16 protein-coding genes are annotated in these 14,329 nt (G+C 72.2%); 11 read left to right on the plus strand and 5 right to left on the minus strand.

Features of this window, described 5'->3' with window-relative positions:
- Window positions 1-8: 8 nt before the first annotated feature.
- The gene (locus KF837_37900; protein MBX3233159.1) at window positions 9-695 is read left to right on the plus strand and encodes a hypothetical protein; all 687 of its coding nucleotides are present in this window, start codon (window positions 9-11) and stop codon (window positions 693-695) included.
- On the opposite strand, the gene KF837_37905 is transcribed toward KF837_37900, so the two are convergent.
- Entirely contained in the window at window positions 660-2,570 is a 1,911-nt protein-coding gene (locus KF837_37905) for a hypothetical protein (GenBank protein MBX3233160.1), read from the minus strand. The two genes, KF837_37900 and KF837_37905, sit on opposite strands and share 36 nt — an antisense overlap.
- Window positions 2,567-2,728, minus strand: a complete 162-nt coding sequence (locus KF837_37910; GenBank protein MBX3233161.1) for a hypothetical protein — start codon at window positions 2,726-2,728, stop codon at window positions 2,567-2,569. Before KF837_37910 ends, KF837_37905 begins: the two co-directional genes overlap by 4 nt.
- An 85-nt stretch (window positions 2,729-2,813) precedes the next feature.
- On the opposite strand from KF837_37910, the gene KF837_37915 reads away from it, so the two are divergent.
- The 5 genes from KF837_37915 to KF837_37935 all read left to right on the plus strand — a co-directional run bounded on the left by KF837_37915 (window position 2,814) and on the right by KF837_37935 (window position 7,470).
- On the plus strand, window positions 2,814-3,761 hold the full coding sequence (locus KF837_37915; protein ID MBX3233162.1) for a hypothetical protein: 948 nt from the start codon (window positions 2,814-2,816) through the stop codon (window positions 3,759-3,761).
- The gene (locus KF837_37920; GenBank protein MBX3233163.1) at window positions 3,758-5,224 is read left to right on the plus strand and encodes a hypothetical protein; all 1,467 of its coding nucleotides are present in this window, start codon (window positions 3,758-3,760) and stop codon (window positions 5,222-5,224) included. The genes KF837_37915 and KF837_37920 overlap by 4 nt, the downstream gene beginning before the upstream one ends.
- 79 nt (window positions 5,225-5,303) lie before the next feature.
- Window positions 5,304-5,783, plus strand: a complete 480-nt coding sequence (locus KF837_37925; protein ID MBX3233164.1) for a hypothetical protein — start codon at window positions 5,304-5,306, stop codon at window positions 5,781-5,783.
- Between the two features lie 14 nt (window positions 5,784-5,797).
- A complete protein-coding gene (locus KF837_37930; GenBank protein MBX3233165.1) occupies window positions 5,798-6,292 on the plus strand; it encodes an NUDIX domain-containing protein in 495 nt (164 codons plus the stop codon).
- On the plus strand, window positions 6,289-7,470 hold the full coding sequence (locus KF837_37935) for a hypothetical protein (GenBank protein MBX3233166.1): 1,182 nt from the start codon (window positions 6,289-6,291) through the stop codon (window positions 7,468-7,470). The genes KF837_37930 and KF837_37935 overlap by 4 nt, the downstream gene beginning before the upstream one ends.
- An 8-nt stretch (window positions 7,471-7,478) precedes the next feature.
- Here KF837_37935 and KF837_37940 read toward each other — a convergent pair whose 3' ends face one another.
- Together KF837_37940 and KF837_37945 are read right to left on the minus strand one after the other, a co-directional pair.
- Window positions 7,479-7,943 carry a hypothetical protein gene (locus KF837_37940; GenBank protein MBX3233167.1) on the minus strand — a complete coding sequence of 155 codons (465 nt, stop codon included), beginning with the start codon at window positions 7,941-7,943 and terminating at the stop codon, window positions 7,479-7,481.
- Window positions 7,940-8,992 (minus strand): hypothetical protein, encoded by a 1,053-nt coding sequence (locus KF837_37945; GenBank protein ID MBX3233168.1) that lies wholly within the window; start codon window positions 8,990-8,992, stop codon window positions 7,940-7,942. The genes KF837_37940 and KF837_37945 overlap by 4 nt, the downstream gene beginning before the upstream one ends.
- 35 nt (window positions 8,993-9,027) lie before the next feature.
- On the opposite strand from KF837_37945, the gene KF837_37950 reads away from it, so the two are divergent.
- From KF837_37950 to KF837_37970, 5 genes are read left to right on the plus strand one after another with little or no spacing between them, the layout of a single operon-like run.
- Window positions 9,028-10,746, plus strand: coding sequence for an ABC transporter ATP-binding protein (locus KF837_37950; protein MBX3233169.1), 1,719 nt, complete (start codon window positions 9,028-9,030; stop codon window positions 10,744-10,746).
- 14 nt (window positions 10,747-10,760) lie between these two features.
- On the plus strand, window positions 10,761-11,204 hold the full coding sequence (locus KF837_37955; protein ID MBX3233170.1) for a hypothetical protein: 444 nt from the start codon (window positions 10,761-10,763) through the stop codon (window positions 11,202-11,204).
- 4 nt (window positions 11,205-11,208) lie between these two features.
- Complete coding sequence (locus KF837_37960; protein ID MBX3233171.1) at window positions 11,209-11,898, plus strand: class I SAM-dependent methyltransferase; 690 nt, start codon at window positions 11,209-11,211, stop codon at window positions 11,896-11,898.
- A 21-nt stretch (window positions 11,899-11,919) separates the two neighbouring features.
- The gene (locus KF837_37965) at window positions 11,920-12,939 is read left to right on the plus strand and encodes a Spy/CpxP family protein refolding chaperone (GenBank protein MBX3233172.1); all 1,020 of its coding nucleotides are present in this window, start codon (window positions 11,920-11,922) and stop codon (window positions 12,937-12,939) included.
- Complete coding sequence (locus tag KF837_37970) at window positions 12,896-13,969, plus strand: hypothetical protein (GenBank protein ID MBX3233173.1); 1,074 nt, start codon at window positions 12,896-12,898, stop codon at window positions 13,967-13,969. The genes KF837_37965 and KF837_37970 overlap by 44 nt, the downstream gene beginning before the upstream one ends.
- A gap of 28 nt (window positions 13,970-13,997) precedes the next feature.
- Here KF837_37970 and KF837_37975 read toward each other — a convergent pair whose 3' ends face one another.
- Window positions 13,998-14,318, minus strand: coding sequence for a TerB family tellurite resistance protein (locus tag KF837_37975; GenBank protein MBX3233174.1), 321 nt, complete (start codon window positions 14,316-14,318; stop codon window positions 13,998-14,000).
- Window positions 14,319-14,329: the final 11 nt, after the last annotated feature.

A 14,329-nucleotide genomic window follows, 5' to 3' on the forward strand; every position in this document is an offset into this window, starting at 1 on the left:
GGCGGAGCATGCCGACGGTCAAAGCGGTGGAGCGGGCGCGCGCGCTCGTCGAACGGAGCGGGATCCTCGTCGTCTACCCGATCGACGGACGCCCCGACGTCCCGTCGCTCTGGAGCGCGCTCTACCCCCGCGTGAAGATGGAATGGTCGTGGGACGAGGACGCCGATCCGCGCGTCGCCGAGGTCTGGCACCTCCGCGAGCGGCTCCAGCGCACGCACGACGTCGCGTACGCGAAGTGGTTCCGCCAGCGCGCGACGTTCTTCTCGCTGCCGGTCTTCACCGCGCTGCTCGGGCGCATCACGCGGCGGCTCGGCGACGTCCAGCGCGGCCTCCCCGCCGCCGCGGTCGAGATCCTCGAGCTCCTCCGCGAGCGATCGCCGCTCTCGACGAAGGAGGTCCGCGCCGGCGTCGACCTCCGCGGCAAGGCGAACGAGGCGATGTTCACCCACGCGATGAAGGCGCTCTGGACACGCCTCCTGATCGTCGGCACCGGCGAGGTCCCCGACGGCGCGTTCCCCTCGCTCTCGTTCGGCGCGACGGAGCTCCTCTTCGAAGACGCGTGGAACGAGCGGCGGGGCGTCCCGGCCGACGCCGAGGGCGCGCTCGACGCCGCGTTCGCGCGCACGCCCGCGTTCGCGCAGTTCTTCGCGCGCTCGCTCTCAAAGGAGGTCCAGGAACGCGGCGAGCGCTCGTGACTCGTCCGCCGTCAACGACGAGCCGTCGCCGCCGGCGTGCGAGAAGGGCGCGAGCCGCACGAGCTCGAGCGCGGCCGGGATCGTGGGCGCGCTGCCGTTCGTGAAGTAGGGGCGCTTCTTGTAGAGGCGGCGCAGCGAAGGCACCCGCGCGCCGCGATCGTGGACGTACGGCACGACGCCGGTCTTCTCGTACGCCTCCGAGCCCCACACGAGCGCGCCGCCCTCGAGGACGAGGCGCTCCCAGCGCTCGAACGCGACGCGCGACGCCGGATCGTCGGCCGACGCGCGCGCGGCGTGGCATCGCTCGCAGCGATCGCGGAACAGCTCCGCGCCGCGCCGCTCCTCCGCCGTGAACGCGGCGCGGGCGGCGGCGTTCGGGTTCGTGCGGTGCGAGAACGCCATCAAGAACGACATCAGCGCGACGCGGAGCTCGGCCTGGTCCCAGCGCTTCTTCTCGAGGCGCAGACCCGCGAGCCACGGCACCTCCTCGACGTCGAGGTCCCAGTGCGGGTCGGTCTTCGACGGCGCGCCGGCGACGCGGAACTCGTTCTCGGCGACGGCGGAGAGATCGGGATCGAGCGCGCGCGAGAAGTGGGGGCGGTTGTTGAAGAGGCCGACGAGCGGCTTCGTCGTCGCGCGCACGTCGCCGCGGCCGGTGTGGTGCACGCGGCCGTCGACGTAGCCCTCGAAGTGGCACGTCTCGCACGAGAAGCGGCTCTTCGCGCCGTCGCTGCTGCTCGCGGGCGCCATCAGCCCGGTGAAGAAGAGCGCCTCGCCGAGCCGCTCGCGCTCCGTCCGCGCGGCCTTCGGCTCGACGTGCACGACGCGGTCCTTCGTCACCCACGCGTCGAGGAGCGGGTTCGCGGCGACGCCGTTCGCCGCGACGGCGCTCGCGCCCGGCGGGAACGCGAACGACTCCAGCACCGCGCCGTCCTTCGCGCCGAGGCGGAGCGCGCGGTCGCCGCCGTAGCTCGTCACGAGCGCGGTCGCGCCGTCGAGCGAGAGCGCGATCGCCTTCGGCACGATGAGCCCGTGCTCCGAGACGTTCACCGCGTAGAGCTTCTTCAGCGCGCCGTCCTCGTAGCGCCAGCCGTACACGAACGAGTCGATCCAGCCGAAGAAGCCCCCGCGTCGATCGAGCGGATGGTCCTCCGCGCCGCCCGCGACGACGACGTCGCCGTGCGCGGCGAGGCCCCAGATCGGGCCGTCGATCGTCGCCGTGACCGGCGCGCCGGCGACGCGGCCGTCGCGATCGAGCGGGAACCTCGTGACGGCGTGCCCGAGCACCGACGCGACGAAGAGGGCGTCCTTCGATCGCGCGAGGCGCGCGGGGCCGCGCGGCACGGGGAAGGTCCGCACCCGCGCCCCGGCGATCTCGACGAGCCGATCGTCGCGCTCCTCCACGACGAAGACGGTGCTCTCCGCGGTCGCGACGTCGCGGACGAAGGCGCTCGGGAGCGGGAGATCGGGGAGCGGCTCGAAAGATGTAGTGTGCACGCGATAGCGCGCCAGCCGCGGCTCGAGCTCGCTCGCGACGAGGACGGTGTCCCCTTGCACCGCGAGGGCGGACGGCGCGCGCGGGGTCGGGGCGCGCGCGATCTCGGCGAGCGACGCGTCGAGGAGGACGAGCGCGTCGCGGCCGCGCAGGACGCCGGCGCTCTTGCCGTCGCCGAGCGCGACGACGGCGTACGGATCCGCCCCGAACGCTCGGTCCTGCGCCGGCTGCTCGAGGAACGACGTGGCCTTGCGCTGCTCCTCCTCGAAGGTGCGGAGCGGCGCGAGCGGATCGACCGGCACCGCGGTCGGCGCCGGAGGGTTGGTCGATCGAGAGCAGGAGAGGAGCGCCGCGATCGCGAGCGCGCCTCTCGGTTTCACCAGCCGCCGGCCTGATCGCCCGACGCGGCGGGCGCGGTCGTCGTCGGCGTCGCGGCGCTCCCCGACGGAGCGGGCGCGGCGGGCTGCGGAGGATCTTTGTCGCAAGCGGCGAGGAGGGCGACGAGGCCGAGGACCAAGGCGAACGCGGAGATCTTCATGGACCGCAAGGTACACGACGCCCTCGCCGTGGGAAGTCGGCTGCGATACGACGTCTCGATGCTGCGTGTGCGTTCGGTTTCCTGCGTGGCGATCGCGCTCTCGGCGACCGCCTGCCGGTGTGGGGAGAGCTCGGAGCCCGTCTTCGACGCGAGCGAGTCGGCGCTCTCCGAGCCCACGTCCGTTCCCCCGCCGCCGCCGAAGCCGAAGCTCGTGAAGACGTGGGAGAAGAAGGTCGGCTTCAAGGCGCCGGAGTCGGTCCTCCACGACGTCTCGAGCGATCTCTATTTCGTCACGAACGTCGAGGGGAAGCCGCTCGAGCGTGACAACAAGGCGTTCGTCTCGAAGGTGGCGCCCGAGGCCGACGGCGTGGAGCTGAAGTGGATCGAGGCAGGGAAGAAGGGAGTGACGCTCCACGCGCCGAAGGGCATGGCGCTCTCCGGCGAGACGCTGTTCGTCGCCGACATCGACACCGTTCGCCTCTTCGATCGGCGGACGGGCGCGCCGGCGGGGGAGGTGAAGGTGCCGGGCGCCACGTCCCTCGACGACGTCGCGGCCGCCCCCGACGGGCGTGTCTTCGTCTCCGACACCGGAATGAAGGACGACGGCAATGGCGGCGTCGTCGCGGCGGGCACCGACGCGGTCTACGTGATCGGAAAGGATCGCAAGGTCGACGTGTGGGCGAAGTCGCCGGAGCTCGATCACCCGAACGGGCTCGTGTGGAGCGGCGTGCAGCCGTACGCCGTCAGCTTCGGCAAGGGCGAGCTGTACGCGGTGGAGAACGGGACGAAGAGCGGACCGCAGAGCGCGCCGGCCGGAATGCTCGACGGCCTCGTCCTCGTGAACAACGACTACTGGGTCACGAGCTGGGCGGGGAAGGCGGTCTATCGAACGCGGCCCAACCAGCCCTTCGTCGTCATGATCGAGGACGTGAGGTCGCCCGCCGATCTCGGCTACGACCGCACGCGCCGGCGCCTCCTCGTCCCGCTCGCGGAGGAGGACGAGCTCCGCGCGTACGAGATCGAGCTGCGGTGAGCCCGCGCAGAGAGCTCGTCGCGCTCGCGGTCGTGCTCGTCGCGACGGCGTCCGCGGCGGCGAAGCTGCGAAGGGCGGCGCCGCCTCCGCCCGCGGGCGTCCCGGGTCCGGCGCGCACGTTCGGCTACGTGACGTCGGCGGCGTGCGTCGCGTGCCATCCGTCCGAGCACGCGAGCTTCCGCCGCACGTGGCACCGCACGATGACCCAGGTCGCGACGCCGGACACGGTGCTCGCGCCGTTCGAGCGCCGCGAGGGCGCGGTGCTCGCGCCCGACGGCGCGCGGATCGTGCTCACGACCGGCGCGCATCGCGAGCAGGCGTACTGGACGGCGGGCGATCGTCCGGGCGAGCTCCGCATCGTCCCGTGGGTGTGGCTCCCGCGCGAGCGCGCGCTCGTCCCGCGCCACGACGCGTTCCTGTTCCCGCCGAACGAGCCGCTGCCCGACGTGCGCTGGGGCGGGAGCTGCATCGCGTGCCACGCGGTGGCGGGCGAGCCTCGTCGCGACGCGGCGAAGGACACGTGGGACACGCGCGCGGCGGAGCTCGGCGTCGCGTGCGAGGCCTGCCACGGGCCCGGCGCGGAGCACGCGTCGCTCTATCGCGATCCGGTCGCGAGGTACGCGCGCGGGCGCGATCCGAAGATCGTCCAGCCGAAGAAGCTCGCGCCGGAGCGCGCGAACGCGGTGTGCGGGCAGTGCCACGCCTACGCGTTCCCGCGCGACGAAGCGGCGTGGTGGCAAGACGGCTACGCGCGCACGTTCCGCCCCGGCGACACGCTCGCGGCGTCCCGCGCGCTGCTCCGCCCCGACGCGATGAACGGCGAAGAGGGGGCGCCGGTCATCGACGCGCCGGCCTCCGCGATCTTCTGGCCGGACGGCGACGTCCGCGTCGGAGGTCGCGAGCTCAACGGACTCGTCGGATCGCGGTGCAAGGCGGGCTGCCTCGACTGCCACGCGATGCACGCGGGCGATCCGGCGGGGCAGCTCGCGCCGGGCTTCACCTGCCTCGGCTGCCACGACACCGAGCGCGCGCGCACGCACTCGCGCCACGGGCCGGAGGTTCTCTGCGTCGATTGCCACATGCCGAAGACGAGCTACGCGCTGCTCGAGGGCGTGCGGTCCCATCGCATCGCGATCCCGCGCGCGGAGCACGACGACCTGAAGCCGAGCGCGTGCGACCTCTGTCACCTCGACAGGAACGACGCCTACGGCGTCCGCGCGGGCATCGCCGGCGACGCCGGCGTCCGCGCGCTCGTCGCCGACGCGCTCGCCCGCTTCCCCGCTCCCCGCTTCGCGGTCCCGCTCCTCGACGCGATGAAGGAGGACCCGTACGCCGCGGTCCGCTTCATCGCCGCGCGCTCACGAAGACGCTTCGGCGACATCGCCACGCCCCCGCTCGACCCCGCCCTCGTGCGCTCGCTCCTTGCCGCCCGCGACGATCGCGCGATAACGATCGCGGAATGAGCGCGCCGCAGCATCGGGAAGCGGAGGGTGGGCGCGTTGCGTCTCGCGCGCTGCAGCCTTGGGAAGGGGAGGCGGGCACGTGAGCGGTGGGCCCGCGGCGCCTCGCGCGCCGCAGCATCGGGAAGCGGAGGCGGCGCGGATCGAGGTGCGGCACCTCCGTGCGGGCTGGTGGGGGCTCGCGCTCTTCGTAGTCGGCGGGCTCGGGCTGGAGGTGCTGCATGCGGTGAAGGCGCCGTTCTATCTCGACGCGGGGCAGGAGACGACGCGGCTCCTCCTCCGGCTCGCGCACGCGCACGGGACCGGGCTCTCGCTCCTGCAGATCGCGTTCGCGCTCACCGCGCGGGCGTGGCCGGCGACGGCGACGAGGCTCGCGTCGGTCGCGTTCCTGGCCGCGTACGTGCTCCTCCCCGGCGGCTTCTTCCTCGGCGCGCTCGGGGCGTCGCGCGGCGATCCCGGGCTCGGCGTCGTCCTCGTCCCCGCCGGCGCGGTCGCGCTCCTCGTCGCCGTCGGCTCGGTTTCTCGTCGGATCCGTGATCCTTCCGCCGAAGAAGCGGAGTAGTCTCCGCCGCCTCGATGTCCGGCCAGCGCAACGCGCACTGCTCCTACTGCGGCGCCGCCTTCACGGAAGGGGTTCCGTTTCCCCGAACATGCGGGGCGTGCGCCAAGGTCACGTACGTCAACCCGATCCCGGTCGCGGTCCTCGTGCTGCCGGTCGACGAGGGCGTGCTCACCATCCGCCGCGGGATCGAGCCGCGCAAGGGACAGCTCGCGCTGCCGGGAGGCTTCATCGATCTCGGCGAGGCCTGGCGCGCCGCGTGCGCGCGCGAGGTCTTCGAGGAGACCGGCATCCGCGTCGACGCGGACGCGGTGACGCTCTTCGACGTCCACAGCGCGCCCGACGGCACGCTGCTCGTGTTCGGGGCCGCGCCGAAGATGCGCGCGGCCGACCTCCCGCCGTTCGTCGCGACGAACGAGACGTCGGAGCGCGTGATCGTGAACGAGCCGCTCGAGCTCTGCTTTCCGCTCCATACCCGCGTCCTCGCGGACTACTTCACGAGGAGTCGATGAAGCGCCGCCCGCGTTCCAAGTTCCGTCTCGTGCTCAACGCCCTCGCGTTCCTCGCCGGGCTCGCCGGCATCCTCTGGATCCTCGGCACGAAGAACGCCGAGCCCGAGGCCGAGGCGGCGCCTCCGAAGAAGCCCGCCGGCGCCGCGCCGGCCGACGCGGGCGCCGAGGCCGCCGCGGCCGCCCCCGCTCCCGCCGCCGACCACGTCAAGGAAAAGAAGGAAGACGACGGAAAAGACGAAAAGAAGGATCCTGAGCCGATCGACCTCGCGATCGCGCCCGACGGCGGCGTCCCGTTCCACCCGAACGCGGGCCGCTACAGGTCGCCCTTCGCGAAGCCGGGCAACGAGCCGGCGCTCAAGGTGAAGGTCGGCTTCCTCCTCAACACCGTCGACAACTACGACGTGAAGACCGGCACCTTCACCGCCGACTTCTTCCTCAGCCTCACGAGCCCGGCGCCGATGCCGCCGACGGAGCTCCAGTTCCCGAACGGCACCATCGACAAGAAGGAGGTCATCGCCGACCGGCCGACGTTCAAGCTCTTTCGCATGGGCGGCTCGTTCAAGTCGCCTCCGGACCTCCGGAAGTACCCGTTCGACAACCAGGACCTGAAGATCATCATGGAGGACGACTCCGCCGGCATCGATCAGGTCGAGTTCGTCGCCGACAGCGAGCGCACGCAGCTCGCGCGCGGCTTCCGCGCCCTCGGCTGGCAGGTCTCCTACATCGACGCGAAGACGACGACGACGGCGTATCCGGATCGCTTCGAGAACGACGACCTCCTCTATAGCCGCTACACGTTCGCGCTCGGGGTGGAGCGCTACGCGACGAGCGCGGCGTTCAAGGTCTTCGTCCCCGCCTTCGTCATCGTCCTCATCTCCCTCCTCGGGATGTGGGTCCCCGCCGACGAGATGGAGGTCCGCTCGAACTCCGGCGCGCCGATGCTCGCCGGCGCGGTGCTCTTCCACTTCTCGCTGATGCAGGAGCTGCCGTCGACGATGTACCTGACGCGCGCCGACAAGCTGATGCTCGCGGTGTACATCTCGCTCCTCCTCGGCATGATCTCGACGTGGTGGATGTTCCTCGTGAAGGAGCACAACATCCCTGTCGTCTTCCGCGTCGCGCGCATCGCGGTCCCGGTCCTCAGCGTCATCACGATGGCGCTGGGCTGCTTCGCCTGATCAGCGGCTCAGCGGCGCTTCAGCCACGGGCATTTGTCGACCATCTCCTTCGGGCGGGTGCGGTCGCAGTGCACGCCGACGACGGAGCCCGTCGTGACGATGTCGGTGCAGAGCTGGACCATCTCGAAGTTCGTCTCGTCCTTGCGGTCCGTCTTCAGCGCGCACTCCCCGAGCTTCGTGAGCTCGGTGCGGTAGGAGCCGCGCTCGCGGTCCCACGTCGCGGTGATGTCGGCCTTGAGCTTGTCGCCCGGCTTCACCGCGGCGCACTGGGCGAAGCCCTTGTCCGCGCGGACGACGCGGCGCGCGTCGCCGGGGCACTCGTCGTACTTGAGCTCGAGCGCCCACGTCTTCACGCCCTTCTCGTCGGTCAGCGGCTCGATCGTCTCGACCTCCATCGTCGTCGTGTACTTCTTGACGTCGGAGCACGCGGCGACGGTGAGGAGCAAGAGCGGGGCGGCGAGGAGGAGCTTCACGGTTTGGCCTCGGGCGTCAGTGTCGCATAGAAGTCCCACGTCACGCGCTCCCAGAATGCGCGCGCGGGCGGGCTCTCGAGCGCGAGCTTCACGAACGGCCAGGTGAGGTCGGCGAGCGCGTCGAGGGCGGGGCGCTCGACGACGCCGATCCGCTCGAGGAACGCGCCGATCGTCGTCTCGCCGTGCTCGGCGACGAGCGCCTCGAGCTCGGCGAGGAGACGCTCCTTCACCCGCTCGTTCTGGAGGGCGCCCTCCACGATCGCCTCGATCGCGGCGTCCAGCTCCATCCGCGCGTCGTCGTCGACGTTCTTCGTGAGCGCGGCGACGGTCTCGTCGTAGAGGAAGCGCGCGACGTTGCGGCGCAGCGCGACCATCTTCGGATCGCCGCTCTTGCCGACGACGAAGTCGGCGATCTTGCCCTTCGACTTGCGCGCCGCGACGAGGAGGTACTTCCGCATCTCGGGCTCGAGCCGCTTGTCGAACTCGCCGCGCACCGCGCTCATTGACTTGAGGACCGCGCCGGAGCCGATCGGCATGACCTTCTTGATCAGCGCGGGGAGGCCCCACTCCGCGAAGAACGGGTTGACCGACTCGTTGAACTCCACGAGCGAGTCGTAGATGACGTCGCGCATGATCACCTCGACGACCTCGTCGTCGAAGACGCGGCGGATGACCTCCTCCGGCACGAGGTCGGGGCGCGCGACGAGCTCGTCGATCGATTCTCGCGCCGCCTCCGGGACGTAGTCGCCGAGCTTCGCGTCGTCGGTGCGGAGGTTCGCGAGCGTGCGCCGGTGGACCTCGCGCACGATCGGCGCGAGGTGCCCGCGTACGGCGGCCTGGGTCAGCACCTCCTCGAGCGCCGCGACGAGGGCCTTCGGATCGAGGACCGCCTCGAGCGGGAGCGTGAGGAGGTGGTCGTAGCCCGCTTCGAACGAGCGCCTCCAGTCGCCCCGCGCGCGCTCGTCGGTGAGGCGCTCGGTGAGGAAGGCGATCTGACGGGAACGGAGGGCCGCGATCTGCTGCGGCGTGAGAGAGAGCGCGTCGCTCATCGGGACGGTCAGGTTACGCTCCTTGGCGGTGATGCGTGAAGCGTGAGACTCCCGCGTCGGCGTGGCAGCTCGCGCGCGCGATCGTCTGGGGCCAGCGCGGCAAGCTCGGCCTCGGCCTCGCGCTCCTCTTCCTCGATCGCGCGGCCGGCCTCGTGCTGCCGCTCGCGCCGAAGGTGCTGCTCGACGACGTGGTCGGCCGGCGGCGGACGGAGCTCCTGCTGTGGCTCGCCGCGGCGGTGGTGGGCGCCGCGATCGTGCAGGCGGCGGCGGGGTTCGCGCTCCAGCGCGTGCTCGGGCTCTCGGCCGAGCTCGTCGTCCTCGGGTGGCGGCGCCGCATCATGGCCCGCGTCACGCGCGCCCCTGCGTCCTGGCTCGACGCGCAGCAGACCGGCGCGCTCCTCGCCCGCGTGATGGACGACGCGTCGACGATGCAGAACCTCGTCGGCGCGCAGCTCGCGCGCTGGGCGAGCAACGTCGTCACCGCCGTCTTCGCGTTCGGCGCGCTCTTGTGGATCGACTGGGCGATGACGCTCCTCGCGCTCGGCTTCGCGGCGCTGCCCGGCCTCGGGCTCCACCTCTCGTACCGTACGATGCGCCCGCTCTTCCGCGAGCGCGGCGAGCTGCGCGCGGCGCTGACGGGGCGGCTCGCGCAGACGCTCTCCGGCATGCGCGTCGTGAAGGCATTCGCCGCGGAGCGCCGCGAGCGCCTCGTCTTCGCGCGCGGCCTCCACCGCCTCTTCCGCGTGATGGCGCGGACGACGAACCGCCGCGGATCGATGGGCGCGGTCGCGACCGTGACGTACGCGGGCGTCGTCGCGATCGTGCTCGTGCTCGGCGCGCGCGCGATCCTCGACGGGCACATGACGCTCGGCGACTTCGCGAGCTACGTCGCCTTCGCGCTCATGTTCGCGGCGCCGCTCGTGGACCTCCCCGAGATTGCGACGCGCCTCTCGGAGACGCTCGCCGACCTCGATCGCGTGCGCGCGGTGGACGCGGTCGCGCCCGAGGACGAAGGCGACGACGAGCGCGCGCCGCTCTCCGGGTTCGCGGGGACGATCGCGTTCGACGACGTCACGTTCGGCTACGATCCGGACGCGCCGGTGCTCCACGGCGTGTCGTTCCGCGCGGAGGCGGGGACGACGACGGCGATCGTCGGACCGAGCGGGGCGGGGAAGAGCACGCTCTTCTCGCTCGCCCTCGCGTTCCGGCGCCCGGACGCGGGAGCGATCCGGGTCGACGATCGCGACCTCGCCACCGTGCCGCTCCGAGACTGGCGGAGCAAGCTCGCGGTCGTCCTCCAGGACGACTTCCTCTTCGACGGCACCCTCGCGGAGAACATCGCGCTCGGGCGGCCCGGCGCGACGCGCGAGGAGATCGAAGCGGCGGCGACGGCCGCGCGCTGCGACTTCGCCGCCCTCGACGCCGCGATCGGCGAGCGCGGCCTGCGCCTCTCCGGCGGGCAGCGGCAGCGGGTGTCGATCGCGCGCGCGCTGCTCAAGGACGCGCCGGTGCTCCTCTTCGACGAGGCGACCTCGAGCCTCGACGGCGAGAGCGAAGGCGCGGTCCGCGAGGCGATGGCGACGCTCCTCCGCGGACGCACCGTGCTCGTGATCGCGCACCGGCTCTCGACCGTGCGCGCGGCCGATCAGATCCTGGTCCTCGAGCGCGGCCGCGTCGTCGAGCGCGGCACGCACGCGTCGCTCGTCCTTGCGGGCGGGCGCTATCGGTCGCTCTACGAAGCGCAGGCCTTGTAGTACGCTGGCGCGCCATGTCCCTCGCAGACCTCGTCCCCGCCGGCGTCAACCCGAGCACGGAGCAGCAAGACGTGTTGCTGGAGCTCGCGTTCCTCACCACCGCCGCCGACGGGCGCCTCCACGACGACGAGCTGCGCGCGTTCCTGGAGATCGCGACGCGCCTCCGCGGCAAGGAGCCGAGCGACGCGGAGTTCGACGTGATGCTGAACCGCTTCTCGAAGCAGGCCAACGCGCGCGACATCGGCGAGCGCGTGCAGACGCTCGCGAAGTCGGTGCCGGCCGAGCTCAAGCCGGTCGCGTTCAAGCTCGCGGTCGCGCTCGGCGTCGCCGACCTCGACGCGAGCGAGGACGAGAGCGAGCTCCAGTCGATCCTCGCCGAGGCGTTCGGCTTCGACGACGCGAAGGTCGGCGAGCTCACCGCCGAGGTCTACGCGTCGCTCGACGCCGGCGAGGAGTGAGCGCCTGTTCCACCCCGAAGGCCCCACGTTCGCGGAGCTGATGCGCCAGGCGCTCGCCTCGACCGAGCGCGGCTACGATCTCCTCGCGCCGAAGTTCGATCGGACGCCGTTCCGCACGCCGGACGCGGTCATCACGGAGATGATCGCGGCCATCGGCGAGGCCGGCGCCGCGCTCGACGTGTGCTGCGGGACCGGCGCGGTGATGCAACAGCTCCGCGCGGTGTGCAGCGAGCGCGTCGTCGGCGTCGACTTCAGTCAGGGGATGCTCGACGAGGCGCGGCGGCGGCTCGAGGGCGCGCCGGGCGAGGCGCGGATCGAGCTCGTGCGCGGCGACGCGCTGGAGCTCCCGTTCCTCGAGGAGATGGACGTCGTCACGAGCGCGGGCGCGTTCGGCCACGTGCTGGTGGAGGACGAAGACCGCTTCATCGCCGGCATCGCGCGCACGCTGAAGCCGGGCGGCCGCTTCGTCTTCCCGACGACCCGCGCGCCGCGCATGACCGACGGGTGGTTCTGGATGGCGCACGGCTTCAACGCCGTGATGCGGGTGCGGAACGCGCTCCGGCGGCCGCCGTTCATCATGTACTACCTCACGTTCCTCTGGCCGGAGGTCCGCGCGAAGCTCGAGCGGAACGGCTTTTCGGTGCGCGCTGCGGAGCACGACCGCTTCGTGATCGTGACCGCGACGAAGCGCTGAGATCGCGTACGATGGCGCGCCATGAGGATCCATCTCATGGTGCTGACCGCCGTCGCGTGTTTGCCGCTGGCGTGCTCGGACGGCGGTTGTGGCGGTGGTGGCAGCGCGGCGACCGAGGCCGGCGCGGGCTCGGCGGCGCTGACGGCGTCGGCGCCGGCGCCGGTCTCGTCGACGGCGAGCAGCACCGGGCGTCATCGGATGATGGTGCGCGCGGGCGGCGCGGTCGGCTCGCTGTTCCGCGCCGCGAGCCAGCTTGATCTCAAGGAGGAGCAGAGGACGCGGATCGAGAAGATCGCGACCGACCTGCGCGAGGCCGATCGGGCCGGGGGCGAGGGCGACGCCGGCGGCGTGCGCAAGGAGCTCCGCGCGATCCACGACGAGATGGTCGCCGGGGCGAAGGCGGGGAAGGTCGACGCCGCGAAGCTCGAGCCGCACTTCTCCGTCCTCGAGAAGGAGGCGAAGGAGCGGCACGCGCGCGACGTCGACGCGCTCGGCAAGCTCCACGCGGTGCTCGAGCCCGCGCAGCGCACGTCGGTCGCGGCGACGGTGAAGAAGAGCGAGGACGACCGCGCCGGGCGCATGAAGGCGCAGGAGACCGCGCTCGCCGCGCGCGTGGCCGACGGCGGCATGACCGCGACGCGCCGTCGCTACGAGAGCTGGGTCCGCGAGCTCTCGCTCGACGACGAGCAAAAGAAGAAGCTCGAGGCGTTCATCCCGAAGGACGATCCGAAGGCGCAGCTCGAGCAGCGCGAGGACGGGAAGAAGCGCTCCGACGCGACGATCGCGGCGTTCGAGAAGGAGACCTTCGACGCGAACGCGCCGCCGCCGCCGGACGGCAGCCGCATCCGCCGCCCCTACGACGAGCAGGTGAAGTTCTTCAACCAGCTCATCCCGATCCTGAAGCCGGAGCAGAAGGACAAGCTCGTGCAGCGCCTCGAGCGGCAGAGCACCGGCACGTTCGACCACGGCCGCCGCCGCGGCGGCGGACCCGACGAACATGATCCCGACCCCGACGACCGCGAAGAACGCGACCCCCGCTAGGCTCGCGCTCGCGCGGGTCGTTCGGATCGCGCTGGCGGCGCTGCTCGTTGCTGCGTGCTCGCGCAAGGAGGAGCCGGCGCCGTCGGTTGCGCCGTCGTCGTCGGTCGCGCCTGCACCTTCGCCTTCGGTCTCCGTGGTGCCGGTGCCCGTCGTCGCGAGCGTGCCGGACGCGGCGATCGTGCCTGCGCGGGTGGAGCCGAACGAGGCTGCGCGCGTGCACGCGAGGCGGCTCGCGGAGGTGCCGCTCACCGGCGCGGCGATGGCGACGATGAAGAAGCAGTACACGGTCATGCCGGCGGGCGTGGACGTCCAGCAGGCGCCGCTCACCGCGCGCGGGCGCATCGCGTCGCTCGTCTCGTTGACGGGGAAGCCGACGTCGGACGCGCTCCCGATCGTGATCGTCCACGACGAACGCGGCGACGTGCTCTGGTCGAAGGACGGGCCGGTCGCCGGCATCATGCCGCCGGTCGGTCCGCTCGCGATCGCGGCGGCGCCGAAGGGCCGCGTCGCGTTCGCGGCGTGCGATCCCCCGACGACGACGGTCGCGCTGCGGCTGTGGGACGACGACGGCTCGCCGTTCGCGGACTTCCAGGCGATGGCGATGGAGTCCTGCGACGCGCTCGCGCTCCTCTACTGGCCGAAGCAAGGCTGGCTCATCGTCGCCGCCCGCCCCGGCGCGACGCGCGCCCGCCTCGTGAAGGACACCGGCACGCCGGCGTGGAGCGACGCGATCGACGTCGGCGCGCGCTCGCCGGCGGACGCGATCGCGATCCCGAGCGTCGCCGCCGACACCGACGAGAGCTTCGTCCTCGTCCAGGTCGCGCAGCCCACCGCGACGCCGGGCTCGCCGTTCCACGCGCTCGCGTGGCGCTACGACAAGGAAGGCAGCCCGATCTGGAAGCAAGCGCTCGACCTCGGCGAGGCGCCGAAGGGCGCGCGCGCGGTGCTGACGGCGCGCGAAGCCGGCGTGAGCGTGAAGCTCCCCGGCCGCCCCGACATCGAGGTGAAGCCGAGCGGCGCGTTCCGCTGATCGCCTCGTGCGCTCGCCCGCCGCTCGTCTACGGCGCGGAGTCGCCGAGGCCGAGCACGTACGTGAGGTCGCGCACGACCTTGAGCTCGAGGGGGGAGAGGCGGCCGTCGGCGGACGCGGCGTCGACGAGGACGGTGACCATCTCCTGCTTCTCCTCGAGCGAGAGCTTGGCGACGATCGACTCTGCCTGGTCGAGGCCGTCGAGGTCGATCACCTTCTTCCGCATCGCCTCGTCGAGCTCGAGGCGCTTCATCAGGCGGTCGAGGAACGCGCGCTCGTTCTCGGTCATGATGCCGTCGGCGACGAGGACCTTCGACACGAGCAGGCACTTGGCGACCTTGGCATCCATCGCCGGGCAGC

It is taken from the genome of Labilithrix sp. (assembly GCA_019637155.1).
GTDB lineage: Bacteria > Myxococcota_A > Polyangia > Polyangiales > Polyangiaceae > Labilithrix.

Excerpts from the sequence above, each read along its gene's own strand:
- KF837_37900 (MBX3233159.1), top strand. The coding sequence starts at position 9 with ATGCCGACGGTCAAAGCGGTGGAGCGGGCGCGCGCGCTCGTCGAACGG.
- KF837_37910 (MBX3233161.1), bottom strand. The coding sequence starts at position 2,728 with ATGAAGATCTCCGCGTTCGCCTTGGTCCTCGGCCTCGTCGCCCTCCTC.
- KF837_37930 (MBX3233165.1), top strand. The coding sequence starts at position 5,798 with ATGTCCGGCCAGCGCAACGCGCACTGCTCCTACTGCGGCGCCGCCTTC.
- KF837_37935 (MBX3233166.1), top strand. The coding sequence starts at position 6,289 with ATGAAGCGCCGCCCGCGTTCCAAGTTCCGTCTCGTGCTCAACGCCCTC.
- KF837_37945 (MBX3233168.1), bottom strand. The coding sequence starts at position 8,992 with ATGAGCGACGCGCTCTCTCTCACGCCGCAGCAGATCGCGGCCCTCCGT.
- KF837_37955 (MBX3233170.1), top strand. The coding sequence starts at position 10,761 with ATGTCCCTCGCAGACCTCGTCCCCGCCGGCGTCAACCCGAGCACGGAG.
- KF837_37965 (MBX3233172.1), top strand. The coding sequence starts at position 11,920 with ATGAGGATCCATCTCATGGTGCTGACCGCCGTCGCGTGTTTGCCGCTG.
- KF837_37970 (MBX3233173.1), top strand. The coding sequence starts at position 12,896 with ATGATCCCGACCCCGACGACCGCGAAGAACGCGACCCCCGCTAGGCTC.
- KF837_37975 (MBX3233174.1), bottom strand. The coding sequence starts at position 14,318 with ATGGATGCCAAGGTCGCCAAGTGCCTGCTCGTGTCGAAGGTCCTCGTC.